The organism is Actinoplanes flavus, from assembly GCF_017592555.1.
Classification (GTDB): Bacteria; Actinomycetota; Actinomycetes; order Mycobacteriales; family Micromonosporaceae; genus Actinoplanes; species Actinoplanes flavus.
Genome location: NZ_JAGFNS010000042.1, coordinates 1 through 26,274, shown reverse-complemented (window position 1 = coordinate 26,274; position 26,274 = coordinate 1). Strand labels below are relative to the sequence as shown.

Annotated in this window: 23 protein-coding genes; 4 read left to right on the top strand and 19 right to left on the bottom strand. The window is 71.7% G+C overall.

Annotated features, from left to right (window positions below; genetic code table 11):
• Window positions 1–9: 9 nt before the first annotated feature.
• Together J5X75_RS39555 and J5X75_RS39550 are read left to right on the top strand one after the other, a co-directional pair.
• Window positions 10–3,975, top strand: coding sequence for an ABC transporter permease subunit (locus J5X75_RS39555; protein WP_208472851.1), 3,966 nt, complete (start codon window positions 10–12; stop codon window positions 3,973–3,975).
• Between the two features lie 30 nt (window positions 3,976–4,005).
• Entirely contained in the window at window positions 4,006–4,689 is a 684-nt protein-coding gene (locus J5X75_RS39550) for a neocarzinostatin apoprotein domain-containing protein (protein WP_208472850.1), read from the top strand.
• Between the two features lie 100 nt (window positions 4,690–4,789).
• On the opposite strand, the gene J5X75_RS39545 is transcribed toward J5X75_RS39550, so the two are convergent.
• The 11 genes from J5X75_RS39545 to J5X75_RS39495 all read right to left on the bottom strand — a co-directional run bounded on the left by J5X75_RS39545 (window position 4,790) and on the right by J5X75_RS39495 (window position 15,267).
• On the bottom strand, window positions 4,790–5,536 hold the full coding sequence (locus J5X75_RS39545) for a hypothetical protein (protein WP_208472849.1): 747 nt from the start codon (window positions 5,534–5,536) through the stop codon (window positions 4,790–4,792).
• A gap of 140 nt (window positions 5,537–5,676) precedes the next feature.
• Window positions 5,677–6,423, bottom strand: coding sequence for a hypothetical protein (locus tag J5X75_RS39540; RefSeq protein ID WP_208472848.1), 747 nt, complete (start codon window positions 6,421–6,423; stop codon window positions 5,677–5,679).
• Window positions 6,424–6,698: 275 nt separating this feature from the next.
• On the bottom strand, window positions 6,699–7,442 hold the full coding sequence (locus J5X75_RS39535) for a maleate cis-trans isomerase family protein (RefSeq protein ID WP_208472847.1): 744 nt from the start codon (window positions 7,440–7,442) through the stop codon (window positions 6,699–6,701).
• On the bottom strand, window positions 7,439–8,080 hold the full coding sequence (locus tag J5X75_RS39530; RefSeq protein ID WP_208472846.1) for a hypothetical protein: 642 nt from the start codon (window positions 8,078–8,080) through the stop codon (window positions 7,439–7,441). The genes J5X75_RS39535 and J5X75_RS39530 overlap by 4 nt, the downstream gene beginning before the upstream one ends.
• Window positions 8,080–8,835 (bottom strand): SDR family oxidoreductase, encoded by a 756-nt coding sequence (locus J5X75_RS39525; RefSeq protein WP_208472845.1) that lies wholly within the window; start codon window positions 8,833–8,835, stop codon window positions 8,080–8,082. The genes J5X75_RS39530 and J5X75_RS39525 overlap by 1 nt, the downstream gene beginning before the upstream one ends.
• On the bottom strand, window positions 8,832–9,752 hold the full coding sequence (locus J5X75_RS39520; RefSeq protein WP_208472844.1) for a hypothetical protein: 921 nt from the start codon (window positions 9,750–9,752) through the stop codon (window positions 8,832–8,834). The genes J5X75_RS39525 and J5X75_RS39520 overlap by 4 nt, the downstream gene beginning before the upstream one ends.
• On the bottom strand, window positions 9,745–10,437 hold the full coding sequence (locus J5X75_RS39515) for a hypothetical protein (protein ID WP_208472843.1): 693 nt from the start codon (window positions 10,435–10,437) through the stop codon (window positions 9,745–9,747). Before J5X75_RS39515 ends, J5X75_RS39520 begins: the two co-directional genes overlap by 8 nt.
• Entirely contained in the window at window positions 10,434–11,633 is a 1,200-nt protein-coding gene (locus J5X75_RS39510; protein ID WP_208472842.1) for an aromatic ring-hydroxylating dioxygenase subunit alpha, read from the bottom strand. Before J5X75_RS39510 ends, J5X75_RS39515 begins: the two co-directional genes overlap by 4 nt.
• Window positions 11,634–11,638: 5 nt before the next feature.
• Window positions 11,639–12,598: an alpha/beta hydrolase family protein gene (locus J5X75_RS39505; RefSeq protein ID WP_238490784.1), complete on the bottom strand. Its 960-nt coding sequence runs from the start codon at window positions 12,596–12,598 to the stop codon at window positions 11,639–11,641.
• A complete protein-coding gene (locus tag J5X75_RS39500) occupies window positions 12,598–13,512 on the bottom strand; it encodes an oxidoreductase (protein ID WP_208472840.1) in 915 nt (304 codons plus the stop codon). Before J5X75_RS39500 ends, J5X75_RS39505 begins: the two co-directional genes overlap by 1 nt.
• Window positions 13,513–13,581: 69 nt before the next feature.
• Window positions 13,582–15,267, bottom strand: coding sequence for a nitrilase-related carbon-nitrogen hydrolase (locus J5X75_RS39495; protein ID WP_307798563.1), 1,686 nt, complete (start codon window positions 15,265–15,267; stop codon window positions 13,582–13,584).
• Between the two features lie 110 nt (window positions 15,268–15,377).
• On the opposite strand from J5X75_RS39495, the gene J5X75_RS39490 reads away from it, so the two are divergent.
• Window positions 15,378–15,662, top strand: coding sequence for a Dabb family protein (locus J5X75_RS39490; RefSeq protein ID WP_208472839.1), 285 nt, complete (start codon window positions 15,378–15,380; stop codon window positions 15,660–15,662).
• A 51-nt stretch (window positions 15,663–15,713) separates the two neighbouring features.
• Here the strand turns inward: J5X75_RS39490 and J5X75_RS39485 are convergent, their stop codons facing one another.
• The 8 genes from J5X75_RS39485 to J5X75_RS39450 all read right to left on the bottom strand — a co-directional run bounded on the left by J5X75_RS39485 (window position 15,714) and on the right by J5X75_RS39450 (window position 25,107).
• Window positions 15,714–16,604: an RNA polymerase sigma-70 factor gene (locus J5X75_RS39485; protein ID WP_208472838.1), complete on the bottom strand. Its 891-nt coding sequence runs from the start codon at window positions 16,602–16,604 to the stop codon at window positions 15,714–15,716.
• Entirely contained in the window at window positions 16,601–17,770 is a 1,170-nt protein-coding gene (locus tag J5X75_RS39480) for an NAD(P)/FAD-dependent oxidoreductase (RefSeq protein WP_208472837.1), read from the bottom strand. Before J5X75_RS39480 ends, J5X75_RS39485 begins: the two co-directional genes overlap by 4 nt.
• Window positions 17,771–17,884: 114 nt before the next feature.
• A complete protein-coding gene (locus J5X75_RS39475; RefSeq protein ID WP_208472836.1) occupies window positions 17,885–19,315 on the bottom strand; it encodes an aldehyde dehydrogenase family protein in 1,431 nt (476 codons plus the stop codon).
• On the bottom strand, window positions 19,312–20,463 hold the full coding sequence (locus tag J5X75_RS39470; protein WP_208472835.1) for an FAD-dependent oxidoreductase: 1,152 nt from the start codon (window positions 20,461–20,463) through the stop codon (window positions 19,312–19,314). Before J5X75_RS39470 ends, J5X75_RS39475 begins: the two co-directional genes overlap by 4 nt.
• Complete coding sequence (locus J5X75_RS39465; RefSeq protein WP_208472834.1) at window positions 20,460–21,332, bottom strand: isocitrate lyase/PEP mutase family protein; 873 nt, start codon at window positions 21,330–21,332, stop codon at window positions 20,460–20,462. Before J5X75_RS39465 ends, J5X75_RS39470 begins: the two co-directional genes overlap by 4 nt.
• A gap of 46 nt (window positions 21,333–21,378) precedes the next feature.
• A complete protein-coding gene (locus tag J5X75_RS39460) occupies window positions 21,379–22,812 on the bottom strand; it encodes an aldehyde dehydrogenase family protein (RefSeq protein WP_208472833.1) in 1,434 nt (477 codons plus the stop codon).
• Window positions 22,809–24,095 carry an acyl-CoA dehydrogenase family protein gene (locus J5X75_RS39455; RefSeq protein WP_208472832.1) on the bottom strand — a complete coding sequence of 429 codons (1,287 nt, stop codon included), beginning with the start codon at window positions 24,093–24,095 and terminating at the stop codon, window positions 22,809–22,811. The genes J5X75_RS39460 and J5X75_RS39455 overlap by 4 nt, the downstream gene beginning before the upstream one ends.
• Before the next feature lie 4 nt (window positions 24,096–24,099).
• Window positions 24,100–25,107 carry a flavin reductase gene (locus tag J5X75_RS39450; RefSeq protein ID WP_208472831.1) on the bottom strand — a complete coding sequence of 336 codons (1,008 nt, stop codon included), beginning with the start codon at window positions 25,105–25,107 and terminating at the stop codon, window positions 24,100–24,102.
• 201 nt (window positions 25,108–25,308) lie between these two features.
• Here J5X75_RS39450 and J5X75_RS39445 point away from each other — a divergent pair, with 201 nt between their 5' ends.
• Complete coding sequence (locus tag J5X75_RS39445; RefSeq protein WP_208472830.1) at window positions 25,309–26,094, top strand: IclR family transcriptional regulator; 786 nt, start codon at window positions 25,309–25,311, stop codon at window positions 26,092–26,094.
• Window positions 26,095–26,274: the final 180 nt, after the last annotated feature.

Here is a 26,274-nt window from a genome sequence, read left to right as displayed (position 1 = left end):
GGCGGCGGCATGACACTCCTCGGCTTCGATCTCGGGCTCGACCGGCTCACCGTCGGGCTGTTCACCGGGCTCACCTACGGGCTGCTCGCCGTCGGCCTGGTCCTCGTCTACCGGTCCAGCCGGTTCGTCAACTTCGCGCACGGCGCCATCGGCGTCTTCGGGGCCGCCGTCCTCGCCCGCTTCGCCACCGGAATGCCCTACTGGCTGGCCTTCCCGGCCGCCATCGTGGTCGCCGGTGGGCTCGCCGCGCTCACCGAGATCGTGATCGTCCGGCGCCTCTACCGGCGGCCCCGCGTCATCGGCATGATCGCCACCCTCGGCCTGTCCCAGTTCATCCTGGTCATCGCCCTGCTCGTGTCCCGGGACAGCTTCTCCGGCACCACCTACCCGAAACCGCCCGGCCTGCCCGCCTTCAGCATCGGCACCACCGCGGTCGGCTCCTCGCTCACCGCCATGCTCCTGCTCACCCCGGTGCTGCTGGCCGCGCTCGCCTTCTTCCTCCGGCGCACCAAATACGGCATCGGCATCCGCGCCGCCGCCGACAACCCGGACGCCGCCACCGTCGACGGCGTGCCCGCTCCCCGGATGGCCACCCTCGCCTGGGCGGTCGCCGGGGGCATCGCCGCCTTCTCGGCCATCCTCCTCACCCCCACCCAGGGCGTGCAGTCGATCGAGTCGCTCGGCCCCCAGCTGCTCCTGCGCGGCCTGGCCGGCGCGGTCCTCGCCCGCATGACGTCGCTGCCGATCGCGTTCAGTGCCTCCCTCGGCGTCGGCGTCCTCGAACAGGTCTTGCTCTCCAAGGAGGGCAGCGGCTTCGTCGACGTGGTCCTCGGATTCGCCATCCTCGTCTCGCTGCTGCGCCAGCGGCAGGGCGGCCGCCGCGACGACCCGACCGCGCCGTGGCCCCGCCAGGAACGCGAGGCCCCGTCCGGCCTCGCCAAAGCCGGGCTGGCGCTGCTCGCGGCCCTCGGCGTCGGGCTCGCCTACGTGGTCAGCAACGCCACCGCCTCCATCCTCACCACCATCTGCGGATACACACTGGTCGCGCTGTCCGTGATCCTGGTGACCGGCATCGCCGGCGAACTGTCGCTCGGCCAGTTCGGCTTCGCCGGCATCGGCGCCGCCGTCGCCGTCCAGGTCGCCACGCGCACCGGCAACATGTTCCTCGGCACCGTCGCCGGCTGCGCGGCCGGCGGGCTCGCCGCGATCCTCGTCGGCATCCCGGCCATGCGGCTGCGCGGCGTCGCCCTCGGCGTCACCACCCTCGCCTTCGCGCTCGCCACCAGCGGCTGGCTGCTGCGCCAGCCGTTCCTGCTCGGCGACGGGCTGGACACGCCCTACCCGGTGTGGCACGGCTACGTCGTCGGCGTCGCCACCGACTACTACCTTCTCGCCCTGCTGCTCCTGGGACTCGGCTGGTGGGTCACGGCCCGCCTCGGCGGCGGCGGCTTCGGCCGCCTCCTGCTCGCGCTGCGTGACAACGAGGAGGCGGGACGCGCCCTCACCGTGACCGCCCCGCTGCGCAAACTTCAGGCCTACGCCGTGGGCGGCGCCCTCGCGGGCCTCGGCGGCGTGGTGATCGGCTTCGGACAGTCGCAGCTGAGCATCAACAACTTCCCGGCCGGGGCGAGCATCGACGTGGTCGCCATCGCGGTCGTCGGCGGGCTGGCCCGCACCGGGGGAGCGCTGCTCGGCTCGGTGATCATCGTGGGGTTGCCGCTGCTCCACCCCCTCGGCATCCCCGGACAGGCGGCACTCACCCTCGTCTGGCTGCTCGTGGTCATCCTCATGCCGGACGGTCTGGGCGGCTTCCTCGCCCGCGGCGCCCCGCGCCTGGGGCGGCGCCTCGTCGCGTGGGGTGAGCGCCACGGTCTCGCCAACGTCACCCACCACCTGGCACACGCAGGCGCGACCGTCCTCACCCGCCTCCACGAACGCCGCCCCACCGTTCCGCGCGCCGCCGTTCCGGATGTCGGAGCTTCGGGGGCCGCTGTTTCGGTTGCCGCTGGTTCGAGTGCCGCCGCCTCGGATGTGGCTGTTTCGGGTGCCGCTGTTTCGGGTGCCGCCGCTTCGGACGAGGCTGTTTTGGGTGCCGCTGCTTCGGGCGTCGCCGACCCGGATACCAATGCCGCGATCTCTGTTGCCATCCGGGATGCCGTCCCGGATGCCGTCCCGGATGCCGTCCCGGATGCCGTCCCGGCCACGGGGTTTCCCGAGGCGTTCGACGAACACGCCGGATCTGTTCTGGCGGGCGCCGATTCGACTCTTGCGGGTGTTGCCCATGCGGATCCCTCCTCGGCAGATGTGGCTTCCACTTCGGACCCTGATCCTGACCCGGCGGAGACACAGGCCGGGAGGGGATCGTCTGACCTGGGATCCGCAAGCCACGGATCCGTGAGCCCAGGATCGGCGGGTCTGGGATCGGCGGGCCAGGGATCCGTGAGCCTGGGATCTGCGAGTCTGGGATCGGCGGGCCAGGGATCCGTGAGCCTGGGATCTGCGAGCCAGGGATCCGTGAGCCTGGGATCTGCGAGTCTGGGATCGGCGGGCCAGGGATCGGCGGGCCAGGGATCCGTGAGCCCAGGATCTGCGGGTCTGGGATCGGCGGGCCAGGGATCGGCGGACCTGGGGTCCGCGGGCCTGGGGTCCGCGGGCCTGGGGGCCGTGAGTCACGGATCCGCGGACCTAGGATCGGCGAGCCAGGGATCTGGGGACCTAGGATCCGCAGAACCATGGTCCACGCGGCCGGAGCCGGGAAACATGGGGGCCACGGACGAAGGGCTCGGGGGCCGGGTGGGAGCCGGCGCCGGGGCGGAGGCATCGTTCGCTGGGCGGCGTGCGGGTTCTGTCCAAGATGGGAGGTTGCGGGAGGCAGGGGCGACCGTCGCGGGGGAGAAGCCGCGGCTCTGGAACATCGCACGGCTGCCCGCTGAGCCTCTGGAACGGGCGGAGCCGGGGGTGCCGGGGGAGGAGACCGGGCCGCTGCTGGAGGTGGCCGGGATCCGGCGGGCGTTCGGTGGGGTGCGGGCTGTGCAGGACGCCACGTTCGCCGTCACCGAGGGTGAGATCGTCGGGATCATCGGGCCCAACGGCGCCGGGAAGACGACGCTCTTCGAGATCCTCGCCGGGTTCACCGCGGCCGACGGCGGTGTGGTCCGGTATCAGGGGCGCGCTGTCACCGGCTGGACTCCGGAGCGGCGGGCGCGGGCCGGGCTGGTGCGATCGTTCCAGGACGCGCGGCTCTTCCCGGCGATGACCGTCCGGGAGAACGTGATGGTCGCCGCCGAACGGACCGCGCCGGTGCGGCTGGCTGCGGACCTGATCGGTGATCAGCGATCGGAAGCGGTCAAGGCGGCTCAGGCGGATGCCGCGCTGGCCGCCATGGGGCTGGACTGGCTGGCCGGACGGCCGGTCGGGGAGCTCTCCACCGGGACCCGCCGCGTCGTCGAGCTCTGCTGCCTGCTCACGCTGCGTCCCCGGCTGCTGTTGCTCGACGAGCCGTCGTCCGGCCTCACCCAGGCCGACGGCAAGGCCCTCGGCGACCTGATGCTGCGCGTCCGCGCCGAACTCGGCACCACGATCCTCGTCATCGAACACGACCTGCCGCTGCTGTCCCGCGTCGCCGACCGGCTGATCGCCATGGACGCCGGCACGGTCATCGCCCACGGGACGCCGGACGAGGTCCGGACCCACCCCGCGGTCGTCCTGTCCTACCTCGGCACTGACCAGGCTGCCGTGGCCCGCTCCGGTGATCCGGCCGGCCTATCGGCCCGCTCCGGAGAACCGGCTGACCAATCGGTCGGTTCGGGGGAGTCGGCCAGCTTGTCGGCCCGCTCCGGAGAGTCGGCTGGCTTGTCGGCCCGCTCCGGAGAGTCGGCTGGCTTGTCGGCCCGCTCCGGAGAGTCGGCTGGCTCATCGGCCGGTTCTGGAGAGTCGGCCGGCTCGTCGGCCCGTTTCGGGGAGCCGGCCGGCTGACTGCCCGTACCCATGATGGAGGTTCTTTCCATGGTTCTTTCCCGCCACCTGCGCCGGCTGGCCGCCTCGGTCGCCGCCGGCCTGATCTGCGCCTTCGCGGTCGTGCTCGTCGACACGGCTCCGGCCCTGGCCGCGCCCGAACTGCACGTCTCCAAGACGAGTGGCATCGCCGACGGCGAGAAGATCACCGTCTACGGGACCGGGTTCAAGGCCGGGCTCACCGACCTGGCGCTCGGCCAGTGCATCGCCGACCCGGCCACCGCCACCGACTGCAATCTCACCGGCGGTGCCGAGTTCGTCTCCACCGACGGCTCCGGCAAGACCAAGACGCTCACCCTCACCATCGCCAAATCGTGGAGCGACGGGGCCAAGACCTGCGATGACGGTTGTGTGATCGCGGCGCAGTTGCTTCCGTCCAGCCACAGCGAGGAGGACGTGGCGGCCAACAAGGTCCAGGTGAAGATCTCGTTCGGCACCGGCGGTGGGACCACCACGTCGCCGACGGCTACGTCCACCACAACGTCGACCTCGACCAAGTCGGCGACGGCCAGCTCGTCGAAGAGTTCCAGTGCGGCCACCGGCGCCCTGCCCAAGACCGGGCCGGGCCAGGAGTGGGCCACCGTCGTACTGATCGGGAGCGCGCTGCTGTTGCCCGGTATCGGCCTGCTCGTCCTGCTGCCGGCGCGCCGGCGCCGGGTGGCGGGTTTTCGGTAGGGCGGCCTCTCCCGCCTGCGCCCGCCCGAGGGGAGGACGGTTCAGGGGTGTGGGCCCGGCTGTGCGCGGGGCCGGTCCCACACCCCCGATCCGGCAGGAACTACTTGCCCAGGCTCGACTGGGAGATGAACTCGCCGGCGGCCGGAGCCTTGATGTCGGCGAAGGTGGCGCCGAACTCGCTGAACAGGATGCCTTCGCCCGCCGCGTCCGCGCCGATCTTCACCGGGTACGCGTCGCCGGTCGTCGCCACGAACAGCTTCGCCGTCGCGTCGCCGGCGTCGGTCAGGGTGATCACCGCGGTGTCGCCGACCTTCGCGGCCTCGCCCTTGGCCAGCTTGCCGGTCGGCTTCAGGAGCTCGTCGACGTTCGCGCTGGCGAACAGGCCGGTCGCGGTCTGGTCCTTGGCCGGCACCAGCACCCACTTGCCGCCGGTGGCCGCCACCATCTTCTTCGCCTGCTCGGGGCCCATGAGCATGGCCCAGAAGCCCTCGGCCGGCTTCATGTAGTGCTTGCCGCCGACCGACAGCAGTTCCACGTCGGCGCCGTCACCCATCGACATCGTGCCCGCGAAGTCGTCGCCGGCGATCCGGAAGTCCATGCTCACGGTGGTGCCGTCGGTGGTCTGGCTGCCCTTGACCTGGAACGAGCCGGCCTTCTTCAGGGCCTCCTTGGCCTTGGCCAGGATCTCGTCGGCGGTGAGAGCGGCCACCCCGTTGTCGGCGGCCTGGGTGGCGGCCGGCGCGCCCTTGGACGCCGTGTCGCTCGAGTCGGAGCTGCCACACCCGGCGAGCAGCATGGCGGCGGCGGCCAGGGCGGCGGCACCGACCTGGAGCGTAGTCTTCTTCATCGATCTTCTTTCGCTGTCCGGCTCACCAGGAACCTGCGTGAGCTGGGCGAATCTATCGGCCTCCGGCAACGATTCGATCAACTTGACGGCCTGCAAAATGAGGTGAATCGCACACCGGAGCGTCGAAGGTGCTGGTAGTCCTACTTCTTGCCGGTCAGGGCCGCCATGTCGAGGACCTGGTCGGCGGCGGGCGCCTTGATGTCGGCGAAGGTGTCACCGAACTCGGTGAACGTGATCCCGTCACCGGTCGCCTCGCCCATCCGTAGCGGGTACGGCTCACCGGTCGTCGCGACGAACAGTTTCGACGTGGCATCGTCGCTGTCGGTCAGGGTGATCACCGGCCGCCCGTCGAGCTGAGCCGGTTCGCCCTTGGCGGCCGTGCCGGTCGACGACAGCATCTCGTCGATGTTCACGATGCCGAAGATGCTGGACATGCTCTTGTCCGTGGCGGACACCTCCAGCCATTTGGTGCCCAGTGCGGCGGTCACCGTCTTGGCCGTCTCGCCCATCCCGAGCATCGTGTAGAAGCCCTCGGACGGCCGCATGTACTGCTTGCCGTCGACGAGCAGCAGTTCCACGTCGCCCTGCCCCATCGAGAGCGTCCCGGCGAAGTTCACGCCCGAGACCCGGAAGTCCATGGCCATCTCGGTGCCGTCCTGGGTGGCGCTGCCCTTGACGTGGTACGAGCCGGCCTTCTTCAGCGCCTCCTTGGCCTTGGCCAGGATCTCGTCGGCGGTGAGAGCGGCCACCCCGTTGTCGGCGGCCTGGGTGGCGGCCGGTGCGCCCGTGGACGCCGTGTCGCTCGAGTCGGAGCTGCCACACCCGGCGAGCAGCATGGCGGCGGCGGCCAGGGCGGCGGCACCGGCCTGGAGCGTGGTCTTCTTCATCGATCTTCTTTCGCTGTCCGGCTCACCACGAAGCTGGGTGAGCCGGGCGAATCTATCGGGATCCGGCAACGGTCAGCACACCGGTGCGGCTCGGCCGGGTCGAGGGTGACCACCGATCTGCGCCCGGCGGGCGCGGCACGGGCCGGAGTGGGCAGTGAGATCGCGCGGCGGGGCGGAACGGCCCTGAACCGGACGGGGCAAGGTCGCGCGTACCGGAAAGGAAAGCCGGAAGCGGAACGCGGACCTCGACCCCGGGAGCCGGGCGGGCGGTGCGGTCAGTGGTCGCGGAGCAGGGAGCCCGCGCCGTACACCTTGTCGTTGATGTTGTTCTCCCGGAGGGCCATCCACCAGGTGGCCGCGTTGATGGCGATCACCGGTTTGCCCAGCCAGCGTTCGGCCTCGTCGGCCAGGCGGATCATGGAGAGGTTGGTGCCGCACTGGACGATGGCGTCGACGTCGGGGGTGTTGACCGTGAGGATGGCGGCGCGCAGTTCGTCCTCGGTCACGTGGGCGATGGAGACCGCGGTGGGGCATTTCAAACCCTCGATGGCGGTGACCTCGAAGCCGATCTCGCCGAAGAAGCGGACCACGTTCGCGTCGCCGACCGGCTGGTAGGGGGTGACCACGCCGATCTTGCGGGCGCCGTAGAGCGTGAGGGCGCGCTCGCACGCCTCGGCGCCGGTGGCCACGTCCAGGCCGGTGATCTCCCTGATCTGGGCCACGAATTCGCGGTTGCCCTCGACGCCGCCCCAGAACGTCTCGGCGGACATGCCCATCACCATGTAGTCCGGTTCGCAGGTGAGCACCCGTTCACAGGCGAATCCGATCTCGGCGCGGATCTGGACCAGCAGGTTCTCGAACTCGGCGTCGTCGGACAGGTTCTGGTTGCGGATGTGGATGCGGGAGAAGTGCGAGGTCACGCCGGGTACGGCCATCGCGTAGAAGTCGGGCTCGACGATCGTGTTGGTGGACGGGGCGATGACGCCGAACTTGCGGCGCCAGCCGAGGGCGTCGGTCATCTCCGGGCTCCGATCGGTGCGGGACGGGTGGCGCGAAGGGTGAGCCACGCGGCGATGAGGAGGCAGCCCTGCGCGGCGGTGTTGATCGACTGTTCGAGCCATTGGAAGGCGAGGGTGTGATGGTCGCCGGACGACCGCAGCGGCACCAGGCCCGTCACCAGGACCAGGCCGAGCGCGTAGAGGGACACCGCCCACCACTGCCGGTGGCGGCCCGCGACGATCGCGCCGAGCACACTGACCGCGGTCACGCCCAGCGTGGCGGCGACGAAGAGCGGGTCGAGGCTGCCGGCCGGCACCGATCCGGCCACGCACAGCCCGAAGGCCAGCCCGAACGGCCAGGACCGGGTCGGCCTGCCCCGGCGTACGGTGACGGCCAGTGACCAGGACAGCAGCACGGCGCCGGCCGCCATCAGCGGGAACAGCGACTGTTCGAGCGGCTTCCAGTCGCCGGCGCCGGCCGAATAGCCGAGTTTCCAGACGCATTTGGCGATGCCGCCGGCGCCGATGAGCACGGCGCCGGCGAGGCCGGCCGTCCGTGCGGGCTCCACCGGCGCGGTCCGGGCGAGCAGGGCGAACCCCACGGTCCCGAAGATCACCGGTACGAAGTCCTCGATCGCGAGGATGATCGGATAGTCCATCAAGCGTCCCCGAAGAGGTCACGCTTGCGGAATCCGGCGGTGGCGAACCGGTAGGCGGCCTTCGGTCCGGTGAGCCAGGCGACCCGGCCGCCGTTCCTCGTGCCGGCCAGCACCTTCGCGGCGAGCCAGGGGGTGACCGTCTCGACCCGGTCGGCCAGGATGTTGAAGATCTTCTTGGCCTTCTCCAGTTCGGCCGGGTCGTAGTCCTGGACGAGCAGGTCGGTGACGACCATGCCGGGGGAGAGCAGGCCCACCTTGACCGGGGTGCCCTTCAGCTCCTTGGCCATCGCCAGGGTGGCGTAGGTGAGGGCCCGCTTGGTCGCGCCGTACGGCGTCAGGCCGGGCACGATCTGCCCGTTCGAGCCGAGCCCCTCCATGTTCCACAGTGCGCCGTGCCCCTGGGCGAGCATCGCTTCGAGGACGACCGCACTGGCGTGCAGGGTGCCGTGGAGGTTGAGCCCGACGACCGCATCGATCTCCGCCGGTGGAAGGTCCCACAGCGGACGCCGTGAATGGGAGATCCCGGCATTATTGACCCAGATATCGACTTTTCCGAATTTGTCGACCGCGGCATCCCAGAGTTTTCGGACATCTGCCCGATCTGTCACGTCAGCGGCCACAGCGAGCGCCTCAGCCGGTCCATCCGGGGGGACCGTCCGTCCGCAGTAGGCGACAGACGCGCCCTGATCGAGGAACGCCCGGACCAGCCCCTGCCCGATCCCGCGCGTCCCACCCGTGACCACCACGACGGTCATGAGGTCCACTCCAGGAGACCGTGCAGCACCGAGTCCAGGTTGCCGCCGTGGAACAGCTCGTAGACGACCGCCAGCCGCCTACCGGCCGACATCCCGGGCTCGGCGTCGATCGAGAACTCCCGCGCCCTGACCTTCCACACGTCGGTGAAGTGCAGCGACTGGAACGACGCCCGCCCGAACCCGATCGCGTTGCCCCACGCCCGCGGCCCCTCGAAGAACAGCCGGTTGCCGTCGCGCCGGGTCTCGACGGTGAACACCCGGTCCAGGCCGGCGCCCCGCCAGGACACCGTCCGCCGGGTGCGGAGCAGGTCGACCGGCTCCAGCCCGATCGACGCCGACACCGTGCCGCGCAGCTTCTGGTCGGCGCCCCACAGCTCCAGCTCGCCGGTGAACGCGCCGGCCTGCTTGGTCGGCAGGATGTACGGCACCGAGCCGTTGCGGGTCTCCGCCTCGATCAGGGACTCGACCCGGTCCGAGACCCGCGTGTAGAGGCCGTTGAAGCAGCCCACCACGGCCCACCCCTGGTAGAGCACCGACGAGTAGACCTGCGTCTCGCCGTCCGGTAGCACCTGGTTCCAGGTGTTGAGGTCGACCTGCCAGCCGGGACCGTAGTAGTGCGAGTCGACGAAGGACCCGTACGGCTGCCCGGTCCCGAAGAAGTCCGGCCCGGTGTAGACCCGGTCGGCGTCCGAATCGACGACGCCGAACGAGAACGGCGCGCCCAGCCGGAACTGCCCGGCCAGCGGGCCGCCACCGATCAGACCACCATCCATCCGGTACGTGGTGACGCCGTCCACGAAGTCCGACGACCGCCGGATCTCCTCGAACCCGCACCACGTGCCGTTGTGGTCGAACAGCGACGGCCGCCCGTGCCACTCGCCGGCGATGCGTTTCTGCCAGGTGGACGGCTCAGTCATTGCTCACCAGCGCCCGGCGTACCGATTCGCTCTGCTCCTCGCCGAGGAGACGGACCGTCTGCTTCCACACCGGGTCGATCTCGGGGCTGAACAGCAGCTCGCGGTGGGCGGCGTCCCGAGCGGCGGTGCCCTCGGCCTTCACACCGCTCTCGACCAGCGCGGCCCAGTGCGACAGGTAGGCGTCGACCGCGTCGCCGATGCCCTCGAAGGCCGCCGCGGTCGCCCGGTTCACCAGCATCCACGGCGACATCAGGGCGTACTGGCGGGGCGTGAGGTGGGCCGGCGTGAGACCCTCGCGGCCGCGCACTTCCTGATACAGAGCGGTCAGCGGCTCGTACACGGAATCCAGGTAGTCCAGCGACGTGGCCAGATCGATCCGGGGGATCAGATCCAGGTGGAACGCGTAGTTCTCGCCATTGGCCACCGAGTCCAGCGTGAAGTGCGGCACGCCCGAGTCGGGGGCGGTGAACGCGAAGATCATGTGACTGTCCAAACCGATCATCGGTACGACCAGCGACACGTTCACGACTTTGACGACGGTGCCCGTACCCCGGAAGATTGTGATCCCGCCGACCGGGTCCGGGCTCATGGGCGAGGTGAGGTCGCGGTCCTCGGCGAGGGAGACCGCGAAACGGGCGAGGATCTTCTCGAGCGTCGTGTCGGAGAGGGCGGCGGGCAGGCTCACGTGGTTTCCTCTTCGGGATCGGCGCCCATCAGGCGGGCGGCGGCGACGGTCGGGTGCTCGCCACGGGCCTTGTGCACCCAGGCGCGGGACAGCTCCGGGTTCTCCCGGCGGGCCGGCGAGGGAATCACCGTGGCGGTGCGTTTCGGCACGTCACCGGTGATGAAGTCCTCCTCGTTCAGCAGCCAGCCCTTGTCGGCCAGCTCCTGGCGCCGGCGGCGGTACTCGACCGCGATGATGTCGCTCCTGATGTGCAGCTCGGCGCCGAGATCGAAGGGCAGCAGCTCGGGCCGCACCTTGTCGACCACCGCCGCGTCCTCGTAGAAGATCCGCATCGTCCGGTTGACGGCGTCCCGGTTGGCCCATTTCCCGGTGAAGAACGTGCGCAGCGCGACCCACTTGACCAGCGTGGTCGTCTCGTCGATCGGGATGTTCGTGTCGTAGATGATCATGTCGCCGATCGGCAGCCGCACGTGCAGCTTGATCATGTTCGGCAGCATCCAGCCGGCCGACGTGGTGACCGGCGGCCGCTTCTTCAGATCGTTGCCGATCAGCCGGCCGAACTTCCCCCACAGGCCGCTCGGCTTCGGCGGGTGCAGATCCACCGTCGCGAACGCCGACCACTCGTCCGGATGCTCCACCTCGTAGTCCGGCACCTGCGGCATGTCCGGGTTACCGAAACGGCCGGCGTGCACGAACGGCGCGTGCGCGATGTCGCAGCCGTTCTCCAGAATCCGCTCGTAGTTGGCCTTCCACAGGAACTCGCCGGTCACCGTGCGGAACCTGCCGCCGTTCTCCACCAGGTCGTCGAATTCCGGCCACACCGGCATCGGCGGGCGCTCCTCCTCCGGGAGATCGCCCATGAAGACCCAGACAAAACCATATTTCTCCTGTACGGGGTACGAATCCACCCGTGCCTTCCGGGGAATGCCCCGCCCCGGCAGGTTCGCCGGGATCTTGACGCAGGCGCCGTCCGGCTCGTACTCCCAGCCGTGGTACGGGCACACGATCCTGTCGTCGTCGAGCCATCCACCGGAGAGCGCGGCCCCCCGGTGCACACACAGATCGCTCAGCGCGACGACCCGTCCCTGCCTGGGCGTCCGGTAGATCACCAGGTACTGCCCGAGGACCGTGATCCGCTCCGGCTTGGTGGTCACCCGGTCGGAGAACTCCACCGCGTACCAGAAGTTCTTGAGCATGGCTGTCACCTCCGCCGGATGCCGGCGATGTCGGGATTCTGGAGAGCCTTGTCGAGCACGTCACCGGAGGCGCCGCGCAGGTGGATGTCGAGGAACGCCGCGGTGACGTCCACGAGGGCGGCACGGGTGGCCGCCGGATCGGTGGTGGCCTCGGCGTCGAGAAACGCACGGGCGGCGGTGCCGTCGACCGGGTGCACGATCCCGAAGTGGTTCGCCCCGGCGAAGGTGACCTGCACGTTCGCGCCGTCCGCCGGGGGCAGGGCCTCGTCGAAGGTGCGGCTGATCGGATCCCGCCTGGTCGCGGCATCCTCGCCGTACCGGTCCGCCGAGCCGTTGATGACGCCGTCGTTCTCGCCGTTCATCAGCAGCACCGGGCAGTCCACCTGAGCCGGGAGAACCGTGCCGGCCGGCCAGCCCAGCATCGTCGCGACCATGGTGTGCGTGCCGTAGGCCGCCACTGCTCTCACCTGCGGGAAGAAGCGGGCACTCTGGAGGATGACGGTGCCGCCCGCCGAATGCCCGATCAGCCCGACATTTCGCATGTCGAGCAATCCCTCGGTCGGGCCTGTCATGGTCGCCAGCGCCTCCAGCACCGCGGGCACCGACGGCGTGGTGGCGCGCGTGCCGTAGGTTTCCGGCTTCGCGGCCGCCAGTTCGACGCCCGGGGTGATGCCCTTCAAGCCGCCGAACAGCTCACCCACCCAGTCGTAGGTGACGGCCACGAAACCGCGCGAGGCGAGTTCGACCGCCAGCCAGCGATAGGCCTCCTGGCCGACGTTCACCCCGGAGACGATCAACACCACGGGGTACGGGGCGTGCGCCGGATCGGCGGGGAAGACACCGGACAGCCGTTCCGCGTCCGACCCGGTCGGCTTCGACGGGTAGAAGACCCGCAGATGCGCGGTGTCGAACGGCTTGTCCGCGCCGGGAATCGCAGCGGCCCACCAGACCGACCGGACGCCCATCACCCCACCGCCGTTCCCGTGGTCGCCTGTTTCCCGGTCGCTGTTTCCTGGACCGCTGTTTCCTCGGCCACCCCTTCCGTGGTCGCCTGTTTCCCGGTCGCCGTTTCCGGCGTTCCGGGCCGCGGCAGCTCACGGTCGCCGCCCCAGAGGGCGCGGACCAGCTTGTTCGTGGTCTCCTCGCCGAAGAACCGGACCCCCATCACGTTCGCCGGGTCCCGTTCGGCGATGTTGCGGCGGATCGTCTCGTCGGTCGCGGCCAGTGCCGCCCGCTCCTCCGCCGGCACCGGTTCGGCCTCATCGACCCAGCGCAGCCAGCGGTCCACGTGCGCGTGCGCCCGGGCCGCCACGATGTCGAGATTGCGCTGCGAACGCTCGAACGAGAAGCAGTACGCGGTCGGCGACAGGCTCGCCCGGATGAACCCGGCCCGGCTCACGAAGTAGTCGAACTCCGGGTCGCCCCGCAGCTCCAGCCACTCCTCGTTGACCGGCTCGTAGTACTTGTCGTAGTACTCGCCGTCCTCGACCAGATTGGTCCGCGGCACCGAGTCGAAGTAGAACCAGCCGCCCGGCCACACCAGCAGCGCGATGCCCAGGTGCGGCACCTTGACCTGCGGGCCGAGCCAAGCGGTCAGGTGCAGGTTGGCGAAGCTGGCACCCGGGTTGCCGATCCACGAGTGGACCAGCCAGTCGATCTCCGGCCCGGAGTACGCCTCCAGGGAGCCGCCCGGGCCGTCCGGGTAGCTGCCGTACGTCTGGAGGCCCAGGGTGGACGGGTCACGCCTCAACTCGAACCGGGCGTCGATCTTCGCCTTCAGATCGGCGAGGAGCTGCCGGTAGAAGTTGAACGTGTCGTGCACGTCGATGGCCGGCGAGTTGTCGACCATGTCCTCTACATGCTGGATCGTCTCGGCCACTATGTGCACCCTTCGATATCGAATCAATGCGTTGTGTCAAGTCAATGTGTGTATGAAGTCAATGCGTCGTTAACGGATCAATGCGTCGACCAGGCGCCAGGGACGGCCGTCGACGAGATCGGTGTTGCGTGAGACCAGACGGTTCGCGGCCTGTGCCGGAGCGACGTCGGCCGCGCCGATCGGCTCGCCGGCCGGGATGTCGGTACGGACCGGCGTGGAGATCCGGCCGGTGAACGGCCCCTCCCACTTCGTCCAGAGGGTGAAGTCCGGGGTCATCGCGAAGATCGCGGCGGGCTGGCCGATCGGGGTGGCGACGACCAGGTTGAGCCGGTTCTCGGCGGCCCGCTCCGGTAGGCCGAGAGCGAGCTCCCAGTCCTCCTGGGCCGCGTAGGGGACCGCCACGACATCCGTGTCCAGCAACGCGGCCAGCCGAAACGTCTCCGGATAGAGCGCGTCCTCCCCGGCGATGATCGCCAGCCGGCCCCACTCCAGATCGATCGGAACGATCCCCACACCAGGCCCACCGACCGCGCCGATTCCGCCGGCCGCGCCGATTCCGCCGGCCGCGCCGCTTCCGCCGGCCGCGCTGGGTTCGCCGGGGCGGTCGTGCAGGCGGGGCTGACGCGCCACGACGCCGTCCCGGGAGATCAACAGGCCGGTCGGGACGCCGTCCTCCAGTGCGGTGGTGACGACGTGGGCATCGGTGCCGTCGAGCGCCGCGGCGAGCGCCGCCGGATCACCGGCCGACTGCGGCATCACCACCAGCCGGGCGCCCTTGTCGACGGCGTCGCGCAGGAGCGCCGGATCGCGGACCACCGCCGTGTGCAGCACCGGCGCCCCGGGCGGGCGGCGGCGTCCGGCCGGCGGCTCACCGATCGGCCCGTACAGATGGGGGCGCCGGGTGGCGAAGATGTCCGTCCCGTCCGGCCGCCGTTTGTCGTCGGCCAGCGCCGGGTCGATGTCGGCGACCACCACGGCCTCGCCGGTGCGCGGCGCCTTCGCGACCACCGTGCCGTCCGGCGCCACGATCTGCGACTCGCCGGCCCCGTGCAGCCACTCCGGCGGCACCCCGAGACGCGCGGCGATCGCGGGCAGCTCCTCGCGCGGCAGCAGTGGCCCGACCTTGTTGGCGGCGACCACCCACACCTTGTTCTCCGCCGCGCGGACCGGGATGTGCAGGTCGGCCTCGTCCAGGGCGAAGCTGTTCAGACTGTTGAGCAGCACCTGTGCGCCGCGCAGCGCCAGCCCGCGGGCGACCTCGTTGATGACGCCTTCCATGCAGGCGTACATCCCGATCCGCCCGAGCGGGGTCGCCAGCACCGGCCCGACCGTGGCGCCCGGCTCCAGGAAGTCGTTCTCGGCGCCCATCAGGGTCTGTTTGTCGCAGGTGCCGGCCACCGCGCCGGCCGGGTCGAACAGGAAGTTGGTGCCGCCGGTGGTCCCGTCCGGGTGGGCGTGCGTGACATTGATCTTGATCCAGATGCCGTGCCGGCGGGCCCGCTCGCCGACGGCGGTCAGGAACGCGTCGCCCGGCCGGGTGGCCCGCTCGTGTGCCTGGGCGCGAGACGCGTACCAGGACAGATGGTTGCAGAACTCGGGCAGCACCACGAGCTGCGCCCGCTGCCCGGCCGCGGCGTCGATGACCCGCAGGCAGGCGGCGAGATTCGCGGCTTCGTCCTGGCCGGCTTCGATCTGGGCGGCGGCGACACGGACCATGGTCGGCGCCGCGGCGTCGGGCACTGCGGCATTGGGCACTGCGACACCGGGCATCCGGTTCCCCCTAGCGAAACGGCGTTTCCCAAATTTACACTCGGGTGCCGTCTGCGCAACAGATATCTCGATGACAAAGATTTTGGGGATGCAAGATGCTGACGCATGTCGTACTGATGAAGTTCTCCGATGCGGGCGATGCTGCCAAGGCCAGGCCGCGTTTGGAAGAGCTCGCGGAGGTCGTTCCGCAGATTCGGTCCCTGGAGGTGGCGGTGGACGAGCTCGCCACCGACGTCTCCTGGCATCTGTTCCTGCGCACCACCCACCGGGACGCCGGCGACCTGCGGGCCTACCAGGACCATCCGGCCCACCGCGAGTTCGGCGCCTGGGTCCGCCCGCTGCTCGTCTCCCGCGCGGTCGTCGACTACACGACGCCCTGACCGCCCCCGGCCGCCGCGCTTTCCGCTCCGGGGATCGCGGAAAGCCGCCCGTCACCGCAGGTCGCGCACGACTCCGGCGGTGACGGCGCCCAGCTTGTCGGGATTGGCCACGTTGTGGATGGCGACGATCCGGCCGTGCTCGTCGAGGTCGAGCGTGAGCGTCGCCAGGACCCGTCCGCCACCGCGCATCACGACGCCGGGCGCACCGCTCAGCCCGGTGATCTCGGCGGTCATCGCGGCCGGCGCGACCCCCTCGTAGGGCCGCCTCATGATGCCCGCGAACCAGGCCGCCACCGGCTGCGCCCCGCGGACCGGCCGCAGCGCCTGGCGCACCTTGCCGCCACCGTCGGTCCACAGGGTGACGTCCGGGGCGAGCAGCTCCAGCAACGTGTTGATGTCCCCGCCACCCGCCGCGGCCAGAAACCGTTCGGTCACCGCCCGGTGCCGGGACGCGGTGACTGGGAACCGCGGCCGGTTCGACCGCACGTGCTCCCGGGCCCGCGACGCCGCCTGCCGTACCGTCTCCTCGGAGCGGTCCACCGCGGCGGCGATCTCGGCATGGCTGAACGCGAACGCCTCCCGCAGCACGAACACCGCGCGTTCCAGCGGGCTGAGGCTCTCCAGCAGCATCAGCAGCCCGGTCGACACCGACTCCGCGCGGACCGCGTCGTCCTCGGAGCCGGCGCCGGTCGGCACCGGCTCGGGCAGCCACGGGCCGACGTAGGACTCCCGTCGCGCCCGGGCCGACCGCAGCCGGTCCATCGACACGTTCGTCACGATCCGCACCAGGTAGGCCCGCGGGTCGGCGACCCGGGAGCGGTCCGCGGCCGACCACTTCAGCCAGCTGTCCTGGACCGCGTCGTCGGCGTCGGCCGCGCTGCCGAGAATGCGGTAGGCCACCGCGAACAGCAGCCTCCGGTGCTCCTCGAACGGCGCGCTCACCGGGTCCGCCGGCCACCGCGGCGCCAGGCGAGACGGCCCGCGCCCGGGCTGCGGAGGATGCGCTGGAAGGACGGCCAGGGAGACGAGCTCACGGTCTCCTTGTACCAGACCGCCGCCCGCCCGGTCAGCGCCAGCCGTTTCGGGCTGCCGTCCGGCCGGGTGAACTGGACGACCGCGTCGCCGCGGCCCAGGCTCACCGGCAGGTGCAGGTAGCCGAACCGGAACCGGCCCGGTTCCCGGCCGTCCAGCTCCCGCGCGATGTTCCACGCCGCGTGCGCGCCGGTCGGCATGCCGCTCTGGCAGGTGCCGTGCAGGACGCCGAACCCCTGCCGGATCGCGGCCGCGTCCCCGATCGCATAGATCTCCGGGTGCGACACCGAGCGCAGGGCGCCGTCCACCACGATCCGCCCGGACCCGTCCACCGTGAGGCCGGCCGCCGCGGCCAGCGGGGGGACCCGCACCCCGGCGGCCCACACCACCACGTCGGCCTCGACGGTCGCGCCGCCGGCCAGCGCCACCACGCCCGGGAGCACCTTGACCACCTCGGCGCCGGCCAGCACCCGGATGCCGAGGCGGGCCAGCGCGCCGTCCAGGTGCGCCCGCGCGCGCCGGCCCAGACCGGCGCCGGGTGCGGCCGTGCCGAGCAGCGTGACCGCCAGGCCGGGGTGCCGCTCGGCGATCTCGGTGGCCAGCTCGATCCCGGTCAGGCCGGTGCCGCACACGGCCACCGAACCGCCGCCCGGCCGGGCCACCTCCGCCAGACGGCGGGCCAGCGCCTCGGCGGCCGGCGCGCCGTCCAGGGCGTACGCGTGCTCGTCCGCCCCCGCCACGGCGCCGGTGGCGGCGACCCCGCCGAGCGCGTAGACCAGCGTGTCGTAGCGGAGCACCCGTTCGTCGTCGACCCGTACCGTCCGGGCGGCCGGGTCGATCGCCGTCACCCAGCCGGTGACCAGGCGGGCGTTCGTGCCGGCCAGGACCGCCGGGATGCTGAGCTCGGCGAGCCGCTGCCCGGTCGCCACCTGGTGCAGCCGGAGCCGTTCGGTGAACCGGTCGCCGCCGTTCACCAGCGTGATCCGGACGTCGTCGCGCCGTGCGGTGCGGCCGGCCAGGCTGGTGGCCGCCATCAGGCCCGCGTATCCGGCGCCGAGAACCAGGATCTCGTGCATGGCTTGTTCCTCCTTGGTCGCGATGTGCGACCGGGAGACGGATGGGGGACCGCCGTCCGTGAACCGTGGTGACGCGGGTCACCGTCCAGGGGGTCGGCTGTCCGGGACGGCCCCTCACCCCGCGGGGTACGCCGACGGCCCGCCCCCGGCCACCGCGGCGCCCGGCCGGAACGCGGCCGGGGCGTGGATGACGCAGGTCTGGACGTATGCGGCGAGACCCTCGTGGGCGTACTCGCGACCCCAGCCGGAGCGCTTCACCCCGCCGAACGGGGCGCGCAGGCTCATGCCGGTGCGGTTGTGGGTGTTGACGAACGTGAACCCGGCCTCGAACCGCCGCGCGAACGCGAACGCCCGTTCCTCGTCGGCGCTCCACACCGACGCGCCCAGCCCCAGCTCCCCGGCGTTCGCGGCGGCCAGCACCGACTCCTCGCCGGAGTAGCCGAGCACCGGCACCACCGGCGCGAACTGCTCCGCGGCGACCAGCAGCGACCCCGGGTCCGGCTCCACGACGAGCGCCGGCCGCACGAAGTACCCGCTCGCCGGATCCCCCTCGAACCGGCCGAGGTCGTGCACGGTTCCGCCGCCGCGCAGGGCGAGCGCGGCCCGCTGGGCGGCGGCCGAGATCACCGGCCCCATGGTCACCCCGTCGGCGAGCGGGTCGCCGGTGACCAGGACCCGGTCGGCGGCGGCCAGGTAGGCGCCGACGAAGGCGGACAGCCGTGACGACGGCACGTAGATCCGTTTCGCCGCCATGCAGACCTGCCCGCTGGTCGCGAAACTGGCCATCACCAGCCGGTCCATCGCGTCGTCGGTGAACGGCGCGTCGTCGAGGAAGACGGCCGGATCGTTGCCGCCGAGCTCCAGGACACTCGGGGTGAGCCGGTCACCGGCCAGCGCCGCCACCGCCCGCCCGCCGGCCGTGCCACCGGTGAACGCCACTTTCCGCACCAGCTCGTGCCCGACCAGCGCGGCGCCCGTGTCCGCCCCGCCGTGCACCACCCGGACCGGCGCGCCGAAGAGGTCCACCACCCGGGAGACGGTCAGCGGCGCGAGCGGCGACGGTTTCACCACGACGGCGTTCCCGGCTGCCAGCGCCGGCGCGATCTTGAGCATGGCCAGGATCACCGGCGCGTTCCAGGGCGTGACCGCGGCCACGACACCGTACGGTTTGCGCTGCTCGACGATTCGTCCCAGGTCGTCGTCGAGCACGCGGTCCGCGTACGCCGAAGGGGCATGCTCGACCACCCACCGCAGATAGCGGACCGCGAAGCCCAGCTCGCCGCGGCAGTCGCCGACCACCTTGCCGGACTCGCGCGCCAGGAGGGTGGCCAGCCCGGGCGCCGCGTCCTCGATCGCGGCGGCGGCGCGCGCCAGCGCGGCCAGCCGGTCCGGGAGTGCCCGCGCCGCCCATCTCCGCTGGTCGGCGTCCGCTTCGCGGACGATCGCGTCGACCGCCTCCGGCGCCGTCTCGGCGACCACCCCGACGATCTCATCGGTACGGGCGGGATTCTCCCGGGCGATCGTCGCCGCGCCGGACGGCGTCACGCGGCGACCGGCCGCAGTGAGGTGATCATGGAGCTGCGCAGCAGGGACTCGCGGGCGCGGGCCGGGTCGGCGGCGATGGCGCGCAGGCCGTCGAGGTGGGCGGCACGGGCGTCCGGGTCGGTGGCGCGCAGACGCTCGTAGTTCTGGTGGGAAACGCTCTGCACGTACTCCAGGGCGATCCGCCGCCGGTCGGTGGCGGCCGCCCCGATCGCCGCATCGTCACCGGTCGCGATGGCGGCGGCGTAGGCGACGGCGTCGTGGATGCCGGAGTTCATGCCGAGCCCGCCGAGCGGATTGTTGACGTGCGCCGCGTCGCCGGCGAGCAGGACCCGCCCGGTACGGAACGACGTGGCGACCCGCTGGTGGACGCGGTACATGCTGGCGTGCGCGACCCGCCACGGCCGTCCCGGGTCGAAGACGCCGCGCAGCCGGGAGCCGAGGCGTCCGTACTCCTGCTCGTCGGGTGTCTCGGCCGGGGTGGGCAGCAGCACCCGCCAGTGGTCCGGGGTCCGCAGCAGCACGCACCACTCGACCGGGTCGAACACGTAGTTGACCGAGGCCAGGTCGTCGAGCCAGTCCGGCAGTTCCTCGTCGACCGACGCGACCAGGAACCGCTCGGGATAGGTGATGCCGTCGAAGGTGACGCCGGTGGCCCGCCGGGTCGACGAGTGCGCGCCGTCCGCCCCGATCAGCCAGTCACCGTGGAGTCCGCGGCCGTCGGCGGAGGTGACGGTGACCCCGTCGTCCTCGGCCACTCCGGCCACGTGGAAACCGAACTCGATCCGGCAGCCGGGGTACCGCAGCAGATGGTCCAGCAGGATCGGCGTCAGCTTCGACTGCTCACACTGCAACCGGTACGGAAAACGGGTGTCGTCACCGAGAACCGCCAGGTCCAGCAGGGCGACCAGCCCCTCGCGCCGGTCCCGGTAGGCGAACGTGGGCGACCGCAGCCCGCGCTCGTGCAGGTCCGCGCCGACGCCGAGATCGTCGAGCATCTCCAGGGTGGGCGGGTGGAACGTGGAGGCGCGGGACTCGGCGGCCAGCGCGTCCCCGGACTCGCACACGGTCACGGCGAAGCCGCGCCGCGCCAGGGCCAGGGCCGCGGTGAGACCGACCGGCCCGGCGCCGGCGACCAGGATGCGGTTCACGTCTGCAAGCCTTTCGGTACGTAGCGGGCGTCGAGGTCGAGCGCCTCGTCCTGGCCGACCAGTGCGGTGAACGCGGCCCACGGCATCCGGTCGACCGGGTCGGCGGTGCCGCCCTCGGCGATGGCCCGGTAGGCCAGCGACGCCGCGCGCATGGCGGCGAGCAGCGCGGACACCGGGTGCAGGACGAGACGGACACCGGCCGCGGCGAGCTCGGCGTCGGTCCGTGCCGGGCGTTCGCCGCCGGCCTCGCTGCGGTTGACGACGATCGGTACGCCGGGGATCGCGGCGCTGATGCGGGTCAGGTCCGCCAGGCTGTCCACGCCCTCGGGGAACACCGCGTCGGCGCCGGCCTCGGCGTACGCCCGGCAGCGCAGGATCGTCTCGTCGAGCCCGCGCACCGCGTACGCGTCGGTGCGGGCGATCACCACGATCTGCGGCGCCTGATCGGCCAGGGCGGTGATCTTCGCGGCCGCCTCGCCGATCGGGATCACCTCCTTGCCGGCCAGGTGGCCGCACCGTTTCGGGCTGGCCTGGTCCTCCAGGTGCAGCCCGGCGATCCCGGCCCGGGCGTAGGCGAGGGCGGTCCACACGGCGTGCAGCGGGTTGCCGTACCCGGTGTCGGCGTCGGCGATCAGCGGAACACCGTCCAGGGCCGGGACCAGTGTGGAGGCCCGGTCGGCGATCTGGGTGCCGTGCACGAACCCGAGGTCGGGCCGGCCCAGCATGATCGCCGAGACGGCCGCGCCGGACAAATGCACGGCCCGGTGACCGGCCGCCACGGCGAGCGCCGCGGTGACCGGGTCGTAGACGCCGGGCACGTGGGTGACCCGGCCGGACGCGAGAATCGCGCGCAGTGCGGAGGCAGTCATGTCTGGATCTTCCTCGCCCCGCCGGGAAGCCGCTCGGCGCGGTGGCTCATGACCGGCTGTGCAGCGCGAAGCCGTTCTCCACACCGACCACCCGCGGGTTGGTGAAGAACAGCAGGGTCTCGGCGGTGCCCTCCACCGAGTAGCCGGAGATCCCCCAGGCCGGGCGCGGGGTGAACAGATGCAGGCTCATGATCGACGACCCGTTGACCTTGACCTCACCGGCCCGGACCCGTCTCGCGACGGCCAGAGCGGCCGCCTCGTCGGCGCCGAAGACGTAGCCCTCCAGGCCGTACCGGGTGCCGTTGGCCAGCGCCACCGCCTCGTCCACGGTCTGATAGGTGTGCACCGCGGCGACCGGCCCGAAGATCTCGCCGGTGGTGCGCGCGGGGTCGGCGCCGATCACGAGAGCGGGCGCCAGCGTGTTGCCCGGCCCGGTCAGATCGGACGCGACGAGGGTCCCGCCCAGGTCGTCGCGAGCCTTGACCACGGCGGCGCGGTGTCCGGAATGGATCAGCGGGCCGTAGTCGGTGGCCGGGTCGGCGGGATCGCCGGTCCGGAGATCGTCGATACGCGCCATGACCAGCGCGGCGATGGCCTCCGCGCGGCCGGCCGGGACGATCAGGCGGCCCAGCGCCCGGCACCACTGCCCGTTCAGCGTGGTGAGCAGGTCGGCGGCGGCCCGCGCCACGGCGCCCTCGTCGGCGTCCGGCAGGGCGATCAGCGCGTTGTTGCCGCCGAGCTCCAGCTGCACCGGCTTGATGTCGTAGGCGCAGGCGGCCGCGACCGCCCGGCCACCGCCGAGCCCGCCGGTGAACGAGACGGCCCGGATCCGCGGATCCGAGACGATCCGCGAGCCGACCGCGGCGCCGCCGTGCAGCAGCTGGAACAGGGCGGGCGGGGCGCCGGCGTCGCGCAGGACGGTGTCGATCACCGCGGCCAGGCGCTCGGTGCCGTACGGCGCGTACTCGCTCGGCTTGAGGACGACCGGGCAGCCGGCGGCCAGCGCGCTGGCGACCTTGTGGGCGGCCATCGGAGCCGGCGCATTCCACGGGACCAGGCAGGCGGCCGGGCCCCACGGGAGGCGTTCGACCAGCACCTCCCGGCCGTCCTCACGGGTCGCCGTCGAGGTCAGGACGCCGGCCCGGAGCTGCCCGGCGGCCAGGGCGAACGCGCCGGCCAGGATCATCCCGAGCCCGGTGGTCTGCCGGATCGGGACGCCGGTGGCCGCCGACTCCAGCGCGACGATCTCCGGTGCGGCCGCGCCGACCGCGGCGGCGATCCGGTCCAGGACCTCGGCGCGGTCGGTGGCGGGCAGGTCCCAGGAGCCGAGGGCGTCCGCTGCCGCGAGCGCCTCCTCGGCCCCGGTCTCGGACGAGCCGAGCGCCGGGCCGGTCACCTCACCGGTGGCCGGGTTCTCCAGATCCACCCCTACCGCGGTGGTGCACGCTCTCCACGTACCGTTGATCAGGTCTTTGGTCATGAGGCCACGCTCGCGAACAGGTCGTTGGCCCGGTTGCTGGTGATCACCGAGGCGGCCTCCAGGCGGCCGCGCTCCGGCGGGAACGTCATGACCAGGCCCATCGCCAGGTCACGCAGCGTGCGGCCGACCGTGCCGTTCATCGTCGCGTTCGACGTGCCGGAGGCCTTGAGGGCGCCGATCGCCACGTCGAACGCGGCCTGGCAGATGCTGCCCTTGGCGATGCGCCACTGCGCGTACACCTCGGATTTGGTGGCGATCGGCGGCTCGCACGTCTCGAGCAGCAGCTGGCGGCGCAGCCACAGGTAGGCCCGTTCCAGGTTCTCGGTCATGTCGCCGATGATCACCTGGTGCATGGGCGACTCGGCGATCGGACGGCCCGTGTCGGCGAACGTCCTCCGGGTCAGCCGCTCCAGGGTGTCGTCGTAGACGCCCTGCGCCGCGCCCACGTAGACCGCCGTGATGGCCAGCTGGTTGCCGACGAAGCTGCCGCGGCTGCACTGCAACATCTTCACGAACGCGCCCGGTACGGTGAGCGCGTCCTCCCGGGGGATGAACACCCCGTCGAGGCGGATGCCGTGGTTGGCGCTGCCGCGCATGCCGAGCCCGTTCCAGAACGGCCGCTCGGTCACCCCCTCGGCGTCACGCGGAACCAGGAACATGACCAGCCCGTCGGCCGTCTCGTAGCCGTCCAGCCGGGCCGTGACCAGGTAGTGGTCGGCGATGCCGGTGGCGCAGCCGAACGACTTCTCGCCGGTCAGCTCCCAGCCCTCGGTCTCCCCGCGGGAAGCCGGCACGGCGGTGGTGGCGATCGCGATGTTGGCGCCGCTCGACTTCACCGACTCGCTGGCGAAGTTGGCGAGCCAGGCGCCGCCGGACATCAGCCGCAGCACCTTCTCGGCGAACGCCCTGACCACCGGCGCCTCCTCGGCGGAGAACAGGCCGGACTCGATCGCCTCCAGCGGCAGCAGCCCGCGCGACGCCGACGTGTTGTGGAAGAAGAAGGCCAGCGCGGTGGACGGGCAGGCGCTGCCCATCGCGTACGTGGCGGCGGCCAGGTCCCGCAGGGTGCCGCCGAGCCCGCCGTACTCCTCGGGGACGATCAGGCCCATCAGGCCGGCGTCGCGCAGCAGGCCGATGTGCTCGCGCGGGAAGGCGCCGTCGGTGTCCGCCTGGTCGGCCCTGGCCCGCAGCGCCGGCAGCACCTGCTCGACGAGGGCGGCCCGGGCCTTCTCCTCGACGGTCATGTCGTCGACGAGCTTCTCGCCGATGAGTCGGTCGGCCATCGTGTCACTCCCTGAGGTGGGCGAGGTCGGGCGGGCCGGCGACCTCGAGTTGGCGGGACAGGTGGAGCAGGTCGCCCAGCGGCAGCCCGGACGACCCGGAGCCGGGGGCGACGACGTCGAAGTGCGAGACCCCGCTCTTCATCGCGACCAGCGCGTTGACCAGGGCGAGACGGTTGTCGCCGGAGAGGCGCACGCGCAGGACGGCCGGGCGGGCCCGGACCGCCGCGTCCTGGAGCACCCGGCGGACCTGCAACGGCGAGGCCGGCGCGACGAGCGACTCGGCGCAGCCGATCTCGTCGCAGCCGAGCGCGGCGAGGGCGGAGACCCCGGCGAGCACCTCGTCCTCGCGGCCGGGATCGAAGGCGTCGGTCACCCACCCGATGACGGTGGCGCCGGACTCCCTGGCGGCGCGGACGGCCGCCGGTGCGGGCGGGTCGCCGGCCGAGAACTCGAAGCAGTGGCCGTCGCCGCGCACTCGGGCCCCGGCCCGCCGCAGCGCGCCGGCGAGCGGGTCGTCGGCGGCCACGTCGACGGTGAGGTTCACCGCGGACGGCAGCGGGTCGGCGAGCTGGACCCAGTTGCGCGAGTGGAACAGCAGCGGGGCGGTGACCCGGGGCAGGGCCGCGTCGGTCACCGCGCCGACGAAGATGGTGTGGTCGCCGCCCGGGTACGCGTGCGCGACCGTGCAGTCCAGCCACGCCACCGCGTCGCTGAGCACCGGGCACCCGTTCGGGGTGGTGGTCCAGTCCAGGCCGGCGAACCGGTTCTTGACGTCGCGCTCCTGCCCGGCGAACCGGCGGCCGACGTCCGCCTGATCCTTGCCGAGGAAGCTGATGGCGAACTTGCCCGCCTCGCCCAGCAGCGCCCGGCTGGGCAGATGGTTGCCCAGGCAGACCGACACGAGCGGCGGATCGAGGCTGACGGAGGAGAATGAGCTGGCGGTCATCCCGTGCACGCCGTGCGGACCGACCGTGGTCACCACGCAGACGCCACTCGGCCACTGTCCGAGCACGGATCGGAAGGTCGTGCTGTCGACCGGCACTCGTGCGCTCCGTTCCAGCGGACTGTTTCGCTCTAGGAAACGTCGTTACGCTGAACGTAACGACGCTGGTTGGTCGTGTCAACCGCGGAACGGTACGTCGTTTCGCACCGCGAAATGGCAGGCTAGAGTTCGGCGAAGTTTGTTCCGTACCTGTTCCGTGGGGGTTTCGCAGTGGCAGTAAGTGAGGACGAAGGCCAGTCCCGTTCCATCGCCGCCGTCGAGCGCGCGATGGATGTGTTGCTCTACTTCGGCCGCACCGACCAGCCCGACCTCGGGGTGACCGAGATCGCCACCGCGCTCGGTCTCACCAAGGCGGCCGTGCACCGCATCCTCACCGCGCTGCGCAGCCGCGAACTGATCACCGTCGACCCGGCCACCCGGCGGTACGCGCTGGGCCACGCCGCGGTCGCCCTCGGCCGGGCGTACCTGGCCCGCACCGACGTCCGCGCGATGGCCGCGCCCGAGCTCAAGCGCCTGTCCGAGCGCACCCACGAGACCGCCACCCTGTCGCTGCGCCGCGGCGACACCCGGCTCTACGTCGACCAGGTCGTCCCCGACCAGGAGCTGCGCCTCGAGGTGAGCCTCGGCATCCCGTTCCCGCTCAATGCCGGCGCCTCGTCCAAGGCGTTCCTGGCGTTCCTGCCGGACTTCGAGGTCGACGCCTACCTCGCCCGGCACCCGCTCGAGGCGGTGACCGACAAGACCATCACCGACCCGGCCAAGCTGCGCAAGGACCTGGCCGCGGTCCGCAAACGGGGGTACGCCACCTCGCTCGGCGAACGCCAGGCCGGGGCCGCGTCGGTCGCCGCCCCGATCTTCGACCACGACGCCCGGGTGGTGGCCGTGATCAGCCTGGCCGGGCCGGCGCTGCGCTTCAAGGCGGACACCGAGGAAGCCGTCGCCGACCTCCTCACCTCCGCGTCGCGGATCTCCGCGCAGCTCGGTCACCGGCCCTAGACGAGTAAGTCCTAACTCCTTGAGCGCGAGGAGTGTGCAACTGTCCTGTACGAATGACTAGTTGTCACAGCCACTTGTCAATGCGAAACACGAAGGGTGTCGATGATCTGTTTGTGACGACAGACATCAACACCCTTCTCACCGCACTTTACGTGAAGATCGACGACTGGCTCGGCAAGC